Origin of the sequence: Branchiibius hedensis (assembly GCF_900108585.1) — a bacterium.
In the GTDB taxonomy this organism is placed as follows: domain Bacteria; phylum Actinomycetota; class Actinomycetes; order Actinomycetales; family Dermatophilaceae; genus Branchiibius; species Branchiibius hedensis.
Genome location: NZ_UESZ01000001.1, coordinates 1,397,528 through 1,414,053, shown reverse-complemented (window position 1 = coordinate 1,414,053; position 16,526 = coordinate 1,397,528). Strand labels below are relative to the sequence as shown.

Annotated in this window: 10 protein-coding genes and 1 pseudogene; 8 read left to right on the top strand and 3 right to left on the bottom strand. The window is 69.3% G+C overall.

The features are described from left to right. Positions 1-9 precede the first annotated feature (9 nt). The gene (locus DR843_RS06915; protein ID WP_170119768.1) at positions 10-1,164 is read right to left on the bottom strand and encodes an oligosaccharide flippase family protein; all 1,155 of its coding nucleotides are present in this window, start codon (positions 1,162-1,164) and stop codon (positions 10-12) included. Positions 1,165-1,300: 136 nt separating this feature from the next. On the opposite strand from DR843_RS06915, the gene DR843_RS06910 reads away from it, so the two are divergent. The 5 genes from DR843_RS06910 (at position 1,301) to DR843_RS20000 (ending at position 9,286) form a co-directional block, all read left to right on the top strand. Then, the gene (locus tag DR843_RS06910; RefSeq protein WP_170119767.1) at positions 1,301-5,407 is read left to right on the top strand and encodes an alpha-(1->3)-arabinofuranosyltransferase domain-containing protein; all 4,107 of its coding nucleotides are present in this window, start codon (positions 1,301-1,303) and stop codon (positions 5,405-5,407) included. Next, positions 5,400-6,218 (top strand): glycosyltransferase family 2 protein, encoded by an 819-nt coding sequence (locus DR843_RS06905; RefSeq protein ID WP_109684702.1) that lies wholly within the window; start codon positions 5,400-5,402, stop codon positions 6,216-6,218. The genes DR843_RS06910 and DR843_RS06905 overlap by 8 nt, the downstream gene beginning before the upstream one ends. A gap of 68 nt (positions 6,219-6,286) precedes the next feature. Next, positions 6,287-7,291, top strand: coding sequence for a glycosyltransferase family 4 protein (locus DR843_RS06900; RefSeq protein WP_245934040.1), 1,005 nt, complete (start codon positions 6,287-6,289; stop codon positions 7,289-7,291). Continuing rightward, complete coding sequence (locus DR843_RS06895) at positions 7,288-9,063, top strand: MmpA family trehalose lipid delivery protein (RefSeq protein ID WP_109684700.1); 1,776 nt, start codon at positions 7,288-7,290, stop codon at positions 9,061-9,063. The genes DR843_RS06900 and DR843_RS06895 overlap by 4 nt, the downstream gene beginning before the upstream one ends. A gap of 70 nt (positions 9,064-9,133) precedes the next feature. Continuing rightward, positions 9,134-9,286 (top strand): hypothetical protein, encoded by a 153-nt coding sequence (locus tag DR843_RS20000; RefSeq protein WP_170119766.1) that lies wholly within the window; start codon positions 9,134-9,136, stop codon positions 9,284-9,286. Between the two features lie 96 nt (positions 9,287-9,382). On the opposite strand, the gene DR843_RS06890 is transcribed toward DR843_RS20000, so the two are convergent. Together DR843_RS06890 and DR843_RS06885 are read right to left on the bottom strand one after the other, a co-directional pair. Then, on the bottom strand, positions 9,383-11,011 hold the full coding sequence (locus DR843_RS06890; protein ID WP_109684699.1) for an HNH endonuclease signature motif containing protein: 1,629 nt from the start codon (positions 11,009-11,011) through the stop codon (positions 9,383-9,385). A 134-nt stretch (positions 11,012-11,145) separates the two neighbouring features. Next, on the bottom strand, positions 11,146-12,381 hold the full coding sequence (locus DR843_RS06885) for a glycosyltransferase family 4 protein (RefSeq protein ID WP_245934039.1): 1,236 nt from the start codon (positions 12,379-12,381) through the stop codon (positions 11,146-11,148). Between the two features lie 96 nt (positions 12,382-12,477). On the opposite strand from DR843_RS06885, the gene DR843_RS06880 reads away from it, so the two are divergent. The 3 genes and pseudogenes from DR843_RS06880 to DR843_RS20530 all read left to right on the top strand — a co-directional run. Continuing rightward, a complete protein-coding gene (locus tag DR843_RS06880) occupies positions 12,478-13,335 on the top strand; it encodes a class I SAM-dependent methyltransferase (protein WP_109684697.1) in 858 nt (285 codons plus the stop codon). Next, positions 13,332-14,045, top strand: coding sequence for a class I SAM-dependent methyltransferase (locus tag DR843_RS06875; RefSeq protein WP_109684696.1), 714 nt, complete (start codon positions 13,332-13,334; stop codon positions 14,043-14,045). The genes DR843_RS06880 and DR843_RS06875 overlap by 4 nt, the downstream gene beginning before the upstream one ends. Further along, positions 14,042-15,904, top strand: a pseudogene (locus DR843_RS20530) (alpha-(1->3)-arabinofuranosyltransferase domain-containing protein); the annotation flags it as partial. The gene DR843_RS06875 and the pseudogene DR843_RS20530, both read left to right, overlap by 4 nt. Between the last annotated feature and the right edge of the window lie 622 nt (positions 15,905-16,526).

The following is a 16,526-nucleotide window of genomic DNA, read 5'->3' as shown; positions in this document are numbered from 1 at the left end:
CCCGCTGGTTCATCGCCGCAGTCGCAGGTCCACCAGGCCGGCGACGGCGATGATGCCGGCGCCCACGCCGCACACCAACGCGATCTGGGCACCTGAGCCGTGCATCCACAGCGAGATCACCGCGATCTGTCCGGCGGTCACCAACCAGGTGAGGGCACCGAGGGCTGCACGGCCCCGGCTCATCTCGGAGAACAACCACACCTGGGCCAGGGCCCAGGCGATCCCCAACAGGACGCAGGCCAGGGCGAGGGGTCCGTACTCGGCGTACTCCTGGCCGCCGGCCGCCGTGACCCAGAAGCGCGGGTTGATCGCCACGATGGCAAACCCGGTCAGGCCGATCAGGACCACCAGACCGGTGGCCCGCAGGAGGGCGCGGGTGGCATCGACGCGATGCATGCGGGGGACCACGATCAACGCGATGAACTGGGTGCCCCAGAAGATCGCCCGCGCGAAGGTGGACGCCAGCGCGTAGCCACCCGACTCGTGGGGGCTCAGGAAGTGTCGGGCCAGCAGGACGTCGACGTTGGTCAGCGCGATGAAGGCGGCGAGGGAACTGTTGGAGCGCAGCATCTCGGTGACCAGGCCGTGGCCGGTGGCCGGTAGCGCGCGCAACTCGCGCCGGCACAGCCAGGCACCGATCAGGACGGTCAGGACGTTGGCGATCAGCATCGCCGCCATGACCCCGGTGACGTCCGTGCGCGCCGCTGCGGCGACGAAGGCCGCGATCAGCCGGGTGACCGCTGTCGCGACGTAGAGCAACGCGAGGGCGGGCAGGCGGTGACTGCCGAGCAGGATTCCTTGCAAACAGCCGGTGATCAGCATCCCCGGCAGCATCGCGGCCAGCAGCACCACGGCCCACACCGACGAGAGATGGAACACCCCAGCCAGCACGGGCGCAAGGGCGACGGTGATGACGCTGGCGAGAGCGGACAGCAGCAGCGTGGCCCGCAGCCCCGAGGTGATCTCGCCGATCCGGTTGACCGCGATGCGACGAGCAACGATGACCTGGAAGGCGCCGGCGGGGATGGACAGGAGGACGCCGTACGCACTGAGGGCGCTGTACCCGCCGAAATCGGCCGCACCCAGGGATCGGGACAGCAGCAGCACCACCAGGTAACCGACTGCGTTCGCCACGCCCATCGCGACACCGAGCGCCGCACTCATCCCGCGACCTGGCACGACCGGTGCGGGCGCCGGGGGTTCGGCTACATCGCGACGGGGCACAGTGATGCAGGTTACTCCCGGGTTATATTGGCGCGACTGTCCGCCAATATCTGGAGCTTCGTTCACCGTGCGACGTGTGTTGAACCCGTACCGGTTCGCCGTCGGGGTCGGGACCATCGTGCTCGCCGCGATCGTCTTTCTGAACGGGTTGGGCACGTTCAACACCGACATCAAGCCGGAGATCTACCTGGATCCGTGGCGTACGGCGGGCAGTTACCTCAGCGCGTGGATCTCCTCTCCCTTCCTCGGCTCCCCGAACTTCAACGTCGGCGTCGTACCGGTGCTGGCCGTGACCGGCGTGTTGCGCACGATCGGTTTGTCGCCGGAATGGACCTTCAAGGTGTTCCACCTGGGGCTGTGGCTGATTGCCGCCTGGGGCGCCAACCGGCTGCTGCGGGAATTGAGCCCCAGAATCAGCCGGTGGGCGGCACTGGCCGCCGGTGTCCTGTACCTCGCCAACCCCTATACGGTGCAGGCCGGGTCGACCCTGGCGATCGCGCTGCCGCTGGCCTTCCTGCCGTGGCAGTTGCTGTGTTTCCTGCGGGCGCTGCGGGCCGAGACCAGGTGGGGCAGGTTGGCCTGGGCCGGACTGTTCGGGCTGTGCTTCTTCGCGATGAGCGGGATGAACGCCGGCGTGGTGCCGGTCCTGCAACTGTTGGCGTTGCTGCCGCTCATCGTGTTTGCGCGGTGGCAGTGGCAGATCGGCTGGGGCCGGATCGCGCTGACCGTGCTGCGCTGCGCTCTGTTCGTGATCGGTGTCTCCGCCTACTGGCTGGTTCCGGCAATGTCGGCGTCCGCGACCGGGGCATCGATCACCGCGGCCTCGGAAACGATCGACGGCATCGCGAAGGTGTCCTCCTACCCGGAGGTGCTGCGCGGCATGGGGTTGTGGCCGCTCTACGGTTTCGACGCCGACGGCGCGTGGATCCCGCAGTACACCGCCTACGTCACCAGTCCGCTGATCATGCTGCTGACGATCGTCTGGCCGGCGCTGGCCTTGGTGAGCCTGCGGTGGTCGCGGGGGATGGCGCGGTGGTTCGCGACCGGGGCCATCGCGGTGGCGGCCGTGGTCATGGTGGGTGCGTATCCCGGAACCCAGCCGGCCTCTCCGTTCGGTGCGCTGCTGAGCCGGGCGCTCGCCGTACCTGCGTTGTCGGCGTTCCGGACCACCAACAAAGTCGGCGCGGTGCTCGCCCTGGCCTTCGCCATGGCGTTGGGTGCGGGAGCGTGGGCGCTCGCCCACCGACTGCGGTCCTTGCCGGCGATAGCGCCGATGGTCGGCGCGGGCGCTCTGGCACTGGTGACCGCCTGGACGCTGCCAGCCGTCACCGGCAACCTCTACATCTCGCCGCTGGACATTCCCGACTACTGGAACCAGGCCGCGGCTGCCGCGGACGCCGGGAACCCTGACTCCGCGGTCCTGATGTTGCCCGGGCAGGTCAGTGCCCGCTACCGGTGGTCGACCAACCGACCGGACGATCTGGCCAATGCGTTGTTCACCCGGAACGTGATCATTCCCTACACCACCCCGAACGCGTCCGCGCCGGCCGCGAATTACCTTGCGGCACTTGATGACACGTTGCAGTCGGGGACGGCACCCACGGACTTCGTGTCCACCGCGGCGCGTTACCTGGGCGTCGACAAGGTCCTGCTACGTCATGACATCGACTGGCAGACCGACGGTGGTGCGTCGCCGCTGCAGACGGCCGCGACCCTGGACGACGATCAGGGGCTGACCGGCGAACGCAACTTCGGCGAGCCGGGGGAGTACCTGTTCGCGGGCGCCTCCGACGTCGACGAGCAGACGGCGAAACTCACTCCGCTGCAGTTGTTCTCGGTGAAGGACTCGCGTACGACGCTGCGGGCCGAGAGCGCGCAGGGCTCGCTGCTGGTGGCCGGCGACGGCTGGGCGATCCCGCAACTCAGTGCCGCTGGTGAGCTGCGGACCACGCCGAGCTTCGAGTACGCCGCAGGCCTGAGCACCCAGCAGTTCCAGCATCGGTTGGCCACCACGGGACGGTTGGTCCTCACCGACACGAACGCTCGCCGCGACACCCTGACCAGCCGACTGACCAACGGCCAGGGTGCGCTGCTGGCCGCTGATGAACCGCTTGATGTCACGCGAACCCTCGGCACCAACACCGATGATCAGACCGTGCTCGTGCGCTCGGGCGCGCGGGTGACTGCGTCGTCCTACGGGGGCGCGTTCGTCGGTATGCCGTACGCCGTCCCGGAGAACGCGGTCGACGGTAATCCGCAAACCGCTTGGCTCTTCGGTGATTTCGGCCGCGCGGACGGGCAGTGGCTGCAGATCGCGTTGCCGCAGCAAGAAGACCTGCACACGATCAAGATCGCTCAGGTGTCCGGGGACGCTGGGTTGCGGATCGACAAGGTCACGGTCCAGGCCGGCTCCGTGCGTCGGACAGTGTCGTTGCCGGACAGCGGATACGGCACGGTCGACCTGGGTGGGGTCCGAGCGAGCACGGTGCGGATCACGATCGACAGCACTCGGGGCAGCGGTTTCAACGTGGTCGGCATCCGGGATGTCGAGCTGGGCGGTGCCGTGGCAGTGCGGGCGGCGCGCACCCCGCTGACGTTCAGCACGACGTACGCCGCCCTGGACTCCGCGGGTCGGCGGGAGTTCGACGCCACACCGCTGGACGTCCTGTTGACCCGGGTGCGTGGCACGGCCGCTGGCAACGACGACCCGGAAACCGGACTGCAACGCATCGTCACCCTGCCGGATGCCCGCACGTTCAGCGCAACGGCCACGATCCGGGTGACCAACGCGCAAGAGCGGCAGCGGCTGGATGACGACCTGGCCGGGTACGCGACCGACGTGCGGGTGACGGCGTCGGGTTCCGCCTTCGACCAGGCCGGGTTGCGGCCCTCGCAGGCCGCCGATGGATCGTCGGCGACGGCCTGGGTGCCGGCCAGCACCAGTTCAGGTGTGACCTCCTTGGTGGGCGCGTGGTGGCAGATCGATACCGCCCGCCGTCCGATCCGTACGGTCACCATCGACCAGCAACGCGGTGCCGGCGATGACACCGGCGTCAGCACTCGCTGGGCTGATCGTGTGGCGGTGTTGGTCGACGGCAAGCAGGTCGCAACAGCAACGCTCAAACACGACGGTACGACGACCATCCCGATCCCGGGCAACGTCCAGGGATCCTCGGTGCGGGTGCGCATCCTGACTGATTCGGGGGCGCCAGCCGGTCCGGCCGCGCGGTTCGCCGCGATCGACACCGGGGCCACGGTTCACGCCGGCAGCGGCGCGACGGCGCCCGACCCATGCCGCTCCGTCACGACCGTTGATGGCACTTCGCTCACGATGCGCCCGGCCACGGACGCGGTCTCGGCGTCCGGCTCGACCTGGCGTCTCTGTGACCCGACGGTCGCGCTGACCGCGGGGCAGCACACCATCGCGCCCGTGCAGAATTACGTCCTGGACTCCTTGCGGTTGCGTGATCAGCAGACGGTGCGGACTGCCGCGGGCATCACCCCGAGCCAGCAGATCATCCGCAACGACGCCACGCACAAGACGATCGCCGTTCACGGGCAGGGGACGGTGAACGTGCTGATCGGCCAGAGTTACGACAGTCGATGGACGGCGACGGCCAACGGCAAGAGTCTTGGCGCACCGCAGGTGATCGACGGCTACTCCACGGGTTGGCGGGTGACCACCTCGGGCGACACCATCGTGGACATCCACTACGCACCGCAGACCTCCGCCAACCTGGCCCTCGCCGGTTCGGCCGGATTCCTGCTGGCGGCGCTGCTTCTGGCGAGTCGTCGGTCGCGGTTGTTCGCACTTGCGGCGGTCCCGGACGGCACGTGGCGTGCGCCGTCGTTGACGTCGCGCAGACGCTGGCTGCTGGCGGGCGCCCTGGTGGTGGTCAGCGGCTTCTTCGTCGGCGTTCCGGGGCTGGTGGCCGCGGTAGGCACGATTGCGGCCGTGCGGATCTGGCGACTGCCGGGCCGAGTGCTGCAATGGGCGGGAGCTGCGGCTATCGGGTGCTCGATGGTGGTCTACCTCGTCGTGCTCGGAGACGCCCGAGGCACGCAGAACGCGACCGCGGTCGGCAGTCACCTCTGGCCGCACTATCTGGCCGGTGCTGGGTTGGTCGTGGCGCTGGCCGGTACGCTGCGCACGCTATGGCGGGACGGTGACGAGGATGACTGACGTGTCCGAACGGGTGAGTGTTGTTGTCCCTACGCGCAACAACGAACGGACCATCGCCGCCTGCTTGGCGTCCGTGCGTGCGCAGGACTACGCGGATGTGGAACTCGTCGTCGTCGACAACCACAGCTCCGATGCGACCCAGCAGATCGCGCGGAAGTACGCCGATCGGTTGGAGATCGCCGGGCCGGAGCGGTCGGCACAACGCAACGTGGGTATCGAGGTCGCGACCGGCACCTGGATCATCTGGCTGGACAGCGACATGATCCTGCCGCCGCAGGCGGTGTCAGCCGCGGTGGCCACTGCACATGAAACCGGGGCAGCAGGCGTCGCATTGCCGGAACGCACTGTGGGCCAGGGATTTTGGACAGCGTGCCGAGCGCTGGAACGTGAGTGCTATCTGGATCAGCCAGGACTGCACAACCCGCGGCTGTTGAAGCGCGACTATCTGCGCAAGGACGGCGGTTTCGATCCGGCGATGTCCGGGCCGGAAGATGCTGATCTGCGGTTGCGAATGCGACAGCGCGGCGACCAGATCGCTTTGGCCCCGGTCGTGATCGACCATGACGAGGGTCGACTGACCCTGCGGGACATCTGGACCAAGCGCTACTACTACGGCTTGAGCATTCCCGCTCTGCAGGATGAGCACGACGGCGCCGTCAGTGGGCAGGGCCGGGCGCTGCTCACGGCGTACGTCGATAACCGGCGCAGGCTGGCGCGGCGCCCGGTGCACGCCGTTGGCATGGTGGTGATGCGCGGAATGGAGGCGGCTGGCTACCTGGCCGGTGCGCGGGCGGGCCGGCGCCGGCGATGAGTCGCCGTCTGCTCTGGGTGTCGTTGCCGGACCAGCGTGCGCGGCGCGAGTTGTACTGGATGTCGAGGATGCCGGGGACGAGCGTCACGGCCCTGGCCCGGCAGGAACCGGTCGGTGATATCGAATGGGTCCCCACGACGTACCGTCGGCCGATCAAGCGGTTCATCGAGGCGGGGGCGTTCGCGTGGGCGCGCGGTCTGGACCGGCAGGATCCGGGCGCCTACGACTGGGTGGCCTCGCTGGAACTGTGCTCGCTGGTCACCGGGCAGGCCAGCCGGTGGCGGCGGGCCGGGAGGCCGCTGCAGGCGGTCATCACGTGGGAGAACCTGCCCGACCAGCCGCTCTACAAGATCCCGCCCTACCGGCAGGCGGTGAACTCGTGCCGGGACGCCGATCTGTTGCTGTGCATGGTCGATGCGGCCCGGGATCACTTGCTGGCCAACGGTTTTGACGACGAACGGATCCGGGTGGTGAAGCCCGGTGTCGACACCGAGCTCTTCACCCCGGCCGCGGCGCCGGCCGCCGACCCGCAGGTGGTTTTCATCTCGCCGCTGGAGCCGAACAAGGGCATCGACCGGGTCCTGCACGCGATGACGATCGTGCGACGGACCGTTCCGGAGGCGTCGTTGATCGTGGCCGGAAGCGGTTCGCTGCAGCCGATGGTCGAGGCCGCTGTAGCCGACCCGCTGCAGCGGGTGACGCTCACCGGTTACCTTGACGCGGCGGCCGTCGCCGACCTGCTGCGATCCTCCGCGGTGTTCACCACCGCACCGCGGCCGACGTGGAAGTGGACCGAGCAGCTCGGCCTGGCCTACCTGGAGGCGCAAGCGTGTGGACTGCCTGTCGTGACGACTCGTTGCGGCACGAACGACGAGGCGGTCCGCGCGCCCAACCTGCTGGTCGACGACGACGCCGAAGCGCTGGCTGAGGGGCTGCTTGACTTCCTGACCGATCCGGCTCGGCGTGCCGAGGTGGGCGCGGCGAACCGTGTGCGGATGGTCGCCGAGCATGACCTGAGCACCCAATGTGCCCGGATGGGAGCGGCGTTCGCGGATATCGAGGCTCAGCAGTGAGCGCAGCGCCGGGGCGACAGCGCCGTTGGATCGGCGCCGGCGTGGGACTGCTGACCGCGGTGCTGGTGCTCGGCCCGGCGTTGAAGCCGGGCTATTTGCTGTTCTACGACATGGTGTTCGTGCCGAGGCTTGGCCTGAGCGAGCGCACGCTGGGGATCGACGGCTCGGTGCCGCGCGCCGTACCCAATGATCTGGTTGTCGCTCTCGCCTCGCACGTCGTACCCGGCTGGGTGGTGCAGCACGTGCTGTTGGTGCTGGTGTTCGTCGGCGCCGGGGCGGGGACGGCGGCGTTGGCGCGGACGCCGTGGGGTGCGGCTGCGGCAGCGCTGGCGGCCACGTGGAATCCCTGGGTCGCGCAGCGGTTGGCGATTGGGCACTGGGGATTTCTGCTCGGTTACGCGTGTCTGCCCTTCGTCGCGTACGCCGCCCAGCAGCTGCGTCGCGAACCGAACCGGAACGCTCGGATCCGCTTGGGCGTCTGGATCGTGCTGGCTGCGCTGACCGGCTCGACGGGGGCGATCCTGGCCGCGCTGGTCTTGCTGGCGGTGCTGCTGGTCCCGGCGGCTGCCCGACCGGCGTGGCGCGAGCTGCGCTGGATCGTTCCGGTCTTCCTTGTGGCGAACGCGGCGTGGTGGTGGCCGTTCCTGACGCTCGCGCCCTCGGGTGACGCGGATCCTGCTGGGGCACAAGCATTCATGGCACGACCGGACACGCCGCTGGGGGTGTGGGGCTCGCTGTTGAGCGGGGGAGGCATCTGGGGGCAGGCGTGGTGGTTCGCTACGCGACAGGTGTTTGTGGTGGCGGTCCTGACGCTGATCGTGGTGGCCGCGTGCGTCGTCGCGCTGTTGCGACGGGCTGACAATCGCTCTGACCCGCTGGTGCGCGGCCTGGTAGCGGCGGCGGTGGTGGGTCTGGTGATCGCCGGTGCGAGTGCCGTCCCAGGTGGGGAACAGGTGGTGGGGTGGGTCATTACGCATGTTCCCGGTGGCGGTCTGATCCGGGACGCCCAGAAGTTCGCCGCGATGTGGATGCTGGTTGTCGCGCTCGGCGCTGGTGCGCTGATCGAGTGGCTCATCGCCAGCGGGCGCCGGGTGGGCGTGCCGAAGGTGGGAGTGGGCGTCGTAGCGTTCGCGGTCGCGATGTGGCCGGTCGCAACCCTGCCGGGGATGGCCTGGGGCGGTGGCCGGACCTGCACGGTGTGGTCGTCCGCGGAGCCCCAGCAGTGCGCTGAAACGGCCCCCAGGTGGGCGGCGGTGCAGTATCCGCGGTCCTTCCTGACGATGGCGGATCGCCTCAATGAAGCCGAACCGGGGGCAGTGGCTGTGTTCCCGTGGACGCTGTACCGCAAGTACGCCTGGAACGCGGATCGCACCGTCTTGGACCCGTGGCAACGGCTGGTGGATCGGCAGGTTCTCGTCAACGATGACCTGCCGTTGTCCGACCGGATTGTGCGCGGTGAGAGTGCGGCCGCCGCGGCCATCAGCTCGGCCCTTGCCGACGGGAACGTGGTAGCGGCCCTGCGGTCGCAGGGCGTGCGCTGGGTGTTGGTGCAAACCGACCAGCCCACCCTCGACCGACTACCCGATCTGGGTACGCCGATCGCAACGGATGGCGCGCTGCGTCTGTACGATTTGGGCCCAGTGGCCGCCGTTCCGGGAACAGCAGGGTGGTGGCGGTGGCTCGGACTCGGCGGGCTCGCCGTAGCAGTCGTCGGCGCGGCGGCCGGGACAGTTTTGCGGGTGCGTCGGAGCGTCAAGTGCGCACGAATGTGATGTCTATGACTATGATGACGGTTAAGTAACTTCTGCGATGCTGTCGCGGACGAACGGATGGAGACCAGCAGTGGGCAATGGCGGCAACCGCGCGTTGTGGATTATTGGCGGCACCCTCGGCGGGATCGTGATCGCCGCTGGCTCGGTCTTCGGCATCGTGGCTCAGCAAAGCTCGATCCAGCAGCCGCAGAAGTACAGCAAGGTCATCAGCTACGACCAGTAGGTCGATTCGCTTCAAAGCGGGCGTGTCTCCCACCTCGGGAGACACGCCCGCTTTCTATGCCACCTGTGACCGTTGTCCGTGCGAACGCACCGGGGGTCAGTCGCCGGGGTTCGTTTCGTAGGTGTGGCCGGCGGGGCTGGTCCAGGTGCAGATGCCTTCGGGTGTCATGGTGACGTGCCAGCCGCCTTCGTGTTTGGCGCGGTGGTGGTGGCGGCATAGGCATTGCAGGTTGTCCGCGGCGGTGTCGCCGTCGGGGTAGCGGATCACGTGGTCGATGTCGGACAGGGTGGCGAGTCGGGTGCAGCCGGGGAACCGGCAGTGCTGGTCGCGGGTTTTGACGAACCGGGCCAGTCGGGCACCGGGACGGTAGGACCGGTCCGCGGTTTCGACCACGGTCCCGGTAGTCGCGTCAGTCAGCGCCCGGGTCAGCTTCACCCCCAACACTTGCGCCAACTCGGTGATCACGGCGGCGGGGATGACCCCGACCCGAGGCAGCAACACATCACCGATACCAGCCACGTGTCTGGCGTGGCCAGTCGGGGGCGACATCATCGAGTCCACCTCGGGCGGCCCAGTCTGTGGTGGGTCCCCATCGGCGTGTTCGTTGCCCACGCTGGCGTTGAGGTCTTCGAGTTCTTCGGCGATCAGGGCGCGTAGTTCTTCATCGAGTTGATCCAACCCGTTGATCGGGGTCAGGCCGGGTTCGTGCCAGTCGTAGTCCACTGACGCCTCATCGAACCCGTCGACCAGGTCATCCCAGTCCGGCTCCTCGAACGACAACCCCGCCACTCCCGCGTCTTCTGCTATCGCCGGTGCCGTTTCAGGAGCGGTGACGGGGATCGTGAACGTCAACTGGGTGTCTACCCCGACCCCGGTCAAGACCAGGTCGGTCAGGGCATCGACCCGGCACTGCGGCAACGTCTTGTTCGTGGTGGTGACCTGGTGTAGTTCCCGGGCCAACTCATCGACCGCCGCCATCAGTTTCGCCGCCTCCAGGGTGGGCAGGACAGCGGTCAGCTGGGACAGGCCAGGTTCGTGATGCGGGGACACCCACACCCCCACCTGCGAGCGACGCCGTGCCCGGGCGGCCCGGTCAGCACCGACCGGGTCCAGCCGGGCCCGTAACCGGCGCGCTTTCGCCCGCAACCGCACCGCCGTCATCCCTTCGGGGTCGTCGGCCAGGATCCGGTCCTCGATTTGGCGGGCGACGTGGTCGGGGGCTTCGGTGGTGACCTGCGCGACCGCGCAGGCTTTACCCGGGTCCAAGGTCCCGGACCCGACCCGGTCCACCAACCGCGGACACCGCTCAACCGTGTCCAACGCTTCACCAAGGCGGGTGTTGCTCTGCCGATCCGACCAGCCCAACCGGGTCCCGGTTTCCAGGGCGAACCATTCATCCACGAACGAGCCCGGGGCATGCCGGATCACCCGGTGAATCAGCAACGGATAAGCACCCTCGATGGGGTTCGGGTCATCCCGGTGCTCGATCGCCGCCGCCTGCGTCAACCGGTGCGACTGGATCGCCCACGCACTGTTCTGCACGTGCTGCGCCGCGACAATATCGCCCATCAAGTCTTCCTCGGACAACCCCGCATAATCACCCGCCACCCGGGCGTACGCGGCCTGCAACAACCCCGCCGCCGCGCCCAACAACTCCGCCACCGACGCGTCCTGAACCCCCGGTGACAAGGTCACCGGGGTAGGAGCCGTGGCGGTCAACGTCATACCCCGATTGTACTGGTGTACGAACCCCGAAAACAGATATACACAACCCAAAATTCGCGGCACGGCCCAGCTGATGCGGGAGTCCCGCCGTCGGTGCTCGAACCGCGACGAGGACAGCCGCACCCCAGGTGGGCTCAGGCGACCGAGGACTCGCGGTCCGGGCCGATCGGCGTCGGCAGAGATGATTCCGAACTGCCGAGGCGGTACGACGTCGCCGCGCTCACCGGCCGCGGCGCACGACCCAGCACCGACAGCAGGGTCTGCTCCAGCGCGATGCCGGTGTCCAACCAGTCGAAGCTCATCGCGAACTCGCGAGCGTTCGCGCCGAGCGCTGACCTCAGGTCCGGATCATCGAGCAACTGCTGCGTCCGCTGCGTCATCTGGGAAACGTCATCGACCAGATACCCGGTGACGCCGTCGACGATGGATTCCCGCGGTCCGCCGGCGTGATGGAAGGCGATCGTCGGAGTGGCGTGCAGCCCGGCCTCGACGATGGTCAGGCCCCAGCCCTCCTTACCCGACGGCATCAGCACCACCCAGGCTGACGCGAGGAGACTGTGTTTGACGTGCTCGTCGACGAAACCGTGCATGGTGACCAGATCTGCAACCCCCCGGGCAGCCGCGTGCTGCTCGAGCGCGTCCTGCCAATAGCCGCCACCCACGATGTGCAGGTCGACGTCCCTGCCCGAAGCCTGCAACGCAGCGACGACATCGATCGCCAGCTCGACCTGCTTGTGCGGCACCAGCCGACCCAGAACCACGATGCTCGGTCGCGGACTGCGCGGCAGCACGGCGTACTTCTCGAGGTTTTCGGGCTGGTCGTTGCCCGAGTAGATGAGGTCTACGCGGTCGGGGGCGATGCCCAGTTCGGCCAGTTCTTCGCGGGTCGCCTCGGAGACCGTGACGTAACGGCTGCCCCGGTAGACGCGCGGCGCGACCCGCGATTCCAGGAACCAACCGAGTGCGGCGATAGGCCGAGCGAAGAAGGTGTGCCACTGGTCGCGATGGACGTGGTGCACGACGTTGACCACCGGCACCGCCGCTGCAAGCGGAGACCAGAACGGCACCCCGTTCTGGACGTCGATCACGATGTCGTAGTCATGACGATGGCGCGCCGTATGCATCAGACCGGCCAGGTAGGTGCTGAACCGGTTACCGCGGCGCAGCACGCGCACGTGACCGTGCCGGGTCTCGCGGTCGGCGCCGGGAAAGCGACTGGTGAAGAGCGTGACGTCGTGGCCTTGGCCCGTCAGGACTTCCGCGGTGCGCTCGACGAACGTTTCCGAGCCGCCCGCCTCCGGATTCTCCCGGTCCCGCCATGAGAGGTAGAGCACCCGCAGGTGCGGCACCTCCGCCGCCTTCTCGCCCACCGTTTGCTCCATGTGATTCAAAACACTACCGGCCAGTAGAGTACGCCAGGAACGCCCGCACGTCGGCATTTGCCGGAGGCACGTCAGGATGAGGACATGGATTCGCGGTGTGAGGTCTGCGGTGCGCCTACCGCACAGTGGGTCCTCGACGCCGACAACCAACTGACCCGGTGTACGGCGTGTGGCCACCTCACGCGCGACCTCACCGAGGCCCCGGCGCACCACCGCGCCGCCGCGTACGGCGGTGAACCCCATCTGGACCGGATGCGGCTGCGGCTGACCCATCGGTTGCTGGAGCAGGCGTGCCCCGTCCGGCCGTCCTCGGTCTTCGAGATCGGCTACGGCAGCGGACAGCTGTTACGCGCTTTCGCCGATGGGGGCGCACAGGTAGGCGGCGCCGACCCCGACCAACTCGAGGTCGCGGTCGACCCCGTCGTCGCTGCGGGCGGTGGCCTGCACCCGGTGGCCGTCGAAGACCTCGACGAAGACGTCGTCGATCGCACTGCCGCCGACCTGGTCTTCGGCGTCCACGTCGTCGAACATGTCCGCGACCCGGCCCGCACCATGCAGGTAGCCGCCCGGCTGGCCCGCCCCGGCGGCACCCTCGCCTTCCTCACCCCGGCCGGCGACAGCGACGGGTTGCACCGCTGGGGCAGCGACTGGTGGATGCTGGAGGACCCGACGCACGTGCGGTTCTTCACCGCCGACAGCCTCACCCGTCTCGCGCTCAGTGCCGGGTTGCAGGATGTGCAGGTGCATCGCCCCCGGTTGGACTCCCTGGTCACCGACGCCGCCAGCGCCGCCCGTCGGCGGGGGACCGGGCCCGCGGGTGCGCTGGCGGCGCGCTCTGTCTTGGCCCGCGCAGCGCTGTCCGCCCCCTGGGTCCTCACCCGCCGTACCGTGCAGCCACGCAGCCGCCCCTCACTCCTGCTGGTCGCCCGGAGGCCCACGTGACCCGGCGCCGCACGCTGCGTCGGTCGGTGCACCTGTTCCGGTCCTTCCTGGTCGAGCAGACGGAGCCGGAGGTCTTCTACGGTGCGTTGGCGCAGGACTCGGTGGCCGACGTACGCGAATGGACCGACCCGGCGGGGCAGACCGTCCTGGATGTCGGCGCGGGGCCGGCGGAGTTCGCCCGGGCGTTCCGAGCGGCGGGCGCGCACTACATCCCGCTGGACCACGACCCCGGCGTCGCCTCCGTCCACGACGGCGGGATCGTCGCGGAGGCCGGCCAGTTGCCGTTCGCCGACAACAGCGTCGACATCGTCTTCAGCAGCAACCTGTGGGAGCACGTCGCCGATCCCAACGCGGTCGCCGATGAGTTCCTGCGCGTGGTCCGTCCCGGCGGCCTGCTCCTGCTGTCCTACACCAACTGGCTCTCGCCCTGGGGTGGGCACGAAACCTCGCCCTGGCACTGGCTGGGCGGGGAGTTCGCCGTACGCCGATACGAGACTCAGCAGGGCCACGCACCCAAGAACCGGGTCGGGTCGACACTCTTCAAGGTCAGTGTCGCGACCGGGCTGGACTGGGCCCGCACGCAACAGGCCGCCGATGTCCTGGCGGCCCGACCGCGCTATCTGCCTGACTCGTTGCGCTGGGTGCTGCGGGTGCCCGGCCTGCGCGAGATCGTCACGTGGAACCTGCTGCTGGTGCTGCGGAAACGATGACCGCCCGACTGGACCGGCTGGGGGAGTGGGCCCGCCGCGGCTGGGTGCTGGTCGCGGTCGCGGTCCTGCCCTGGCTGGTGGCGCCGCGGCTGATCCAGCCGGACACCAAAACCGACCTGACCATCTCGCCGGTCCGCTATTTGGCTCGCGCGCTCACCGCCTGGAACGACCACGCCGGTCTCGGCGAGCTGCAGAACCAGGCCTACGGCTACCTCTTCCCGATGGGCCCGGTCTTCGCGATCGGGCAGTGGCTGCACGTGCCGGCCTGGATGACCCAGCGGGTGTGGTGGTCGCTGCTGCTGGTCGTCGCCTGCGCCGGCGTCATGCGGCTGACCGCGCGCCTGGGCCTCGGCACCCCGCAGGCCGGTTCGGTCGCCGGTCTGGCCTACGCCCTCAGCGCCCGGATCCTGACCGTCCTGGCCAACAACTCCATCGAGGCGTGGCCGATGGCGGTGGCGCCCTGGCTGGTCGTCGCCGCGGTCGGGCTGATCGATCCGGCGGCGACCCGGCGGCAGAAACTGCACGCGGCCGCAGCCACCGGCCTGCTGACGACCGCCCTCGGGGGAGTCAACGCCGTGGCCTCCGGCACCGTCCTGGTGTTGCCGGCCCTCTTCCTGCTCACCCATTCGACCGGCCGGCGCCGCCTGGGCTGGTGGGCCGGCGGCGCCCTGCTCGGCGCGCTGTGGTGGCTGATCCCGCTGCTGGTGCTGGGCCGCTACGGCTACCCGTTCCTGGACTTCATCGAAACCTCCTCCCTGACGACCGCCGTCACCTCCGCGCCCAACACGCTGCGGGGTGCCAACGACTGGGTCGCCTTCATCCTCGACGCCGAGAACCACCCGGTCTGGCAGAGCGGCTGGGTGCTGGCGCAGACCGTCGTCGCGATCCTGGCCACCTGCGCCGTCGCCGCGGTCGGGATCATCGGCATCTTCCGGTTGCGCGGCCACCTGGCCCGCTGGGCATTGCTCAGCGTGCTGATCGGCGCGCTCGCGATGGTGGTCGGGCACGACGGGGTCGTGGGCTCGCCGATCGCCGGGCCGGTGCGCGAGCTGCTGGACGGGCCGCTCGCGCCGTTGCGCAACGTGCACAAGGCCGATCCGCTCCTGCGGCTGCCGTTGTGCCTGGGTGTGGCGGTTGTGTGGACGGCCTGGCAGCGCTGCGGCCACCGGCGAATCGCCCTGCGCCGCTTCGGAATCGGGGCCCTCGTCCTCGTCGCCGCAACTCCCGTCTGGGTGGGCCGACTCGGCGACGCCGCTGCCTACGAGGCGATCCCGGCGTCCTGGCAGCAGGCCGCCGCTGCCGTCGATGCGGCCGCCGACCACGACGGCGGCTCGACGCTGGTGCTACCCGCCGCGCGCACCGCGCAGTTCGTGTGGGGCAAGACCACCGACGAACCGCTGAGCGCCCTCGCGACCTCGCCGATCGTGACCCGGGCCGCCGCCCCGCTCGGCCACCCAGGAGCGACCCGGTTGCTCGACCGCATCGACCAGTTAGCCGCCAGCGGGGTGAGTCAGCCGGACCTGGCGCAGACCCTCACCCGCATGGGGATCACCCGGGTACTGGTCCGCCACGACGTCGCGACCGCCGCGCGGGCGCTGCCGGCGAACCGCGTCGAGACCACCCTGGCGCGGTCGACGGGCTTCCAACGCACCGGCAGCTACGGCACGGGCGACGAGCGCATCGACCTGTGGGACGTGACCACCCCGGCGCCCACCAGTTACACCGGCGCGATCCGGGTCGCCGGCAGCCCGGAGTCGGTCACCGACCTGCTGGGGACCGGTCTGCTGGGCGCTGACCAGGCGTTGCTGCTGACCGGCGAGCACCCCCAGGTCGTCAGCGACACCGCTCGCTGGCGGGCGTACAACAACGGAGTGCCGGCGCAGCTCGCCTTCACACCCACCCTGCCCGGCACCGACACCAGCCCGACCCGGGTCGGGGCGCTCGACCTGGCCTCCAGCAACGACCCCGCCGACCACACCACCCGGGTGTTCGAGGGGTTCACCGACATCACGGCCACCTCCGACGCCGCCGACCCGTTCGCCGACGGTTACGCCGGTCCGACGTACGCCCCCTGGTCCGCCCTCGACGGCGACCCCGCCACCGCATGGCGTACCGCTGACCATTCGGGTACGGCGACCCTCGCCTTCCGCATCGACCCGTCCGTGACCGTGCGGCAGGTGACGATCCTCCTGGCCCGGGGCGATGGTCTCGCCCTGCCCCAGCAGGTGACGCTGCACGTCGGCGACTGGTCGCAGTCCGTCGCGGTCGACGGGCACGAGACCCTCACCTTCGGCGTCCCGGCCGTCACCGCGGGACCGATCTCGATCACCATCGACAGCGGTCACGGCGACGACTCCGATCAGGCACCAATGGGGATCACCGAGATCAGCATTCCCGGCACCCACTTCGGCACCGCCCTGCGGCTGCCCGGGAAGGTCGACATCACCCGGCAGGCCGTGCTGCTCACCCGCGCCGCCGAGG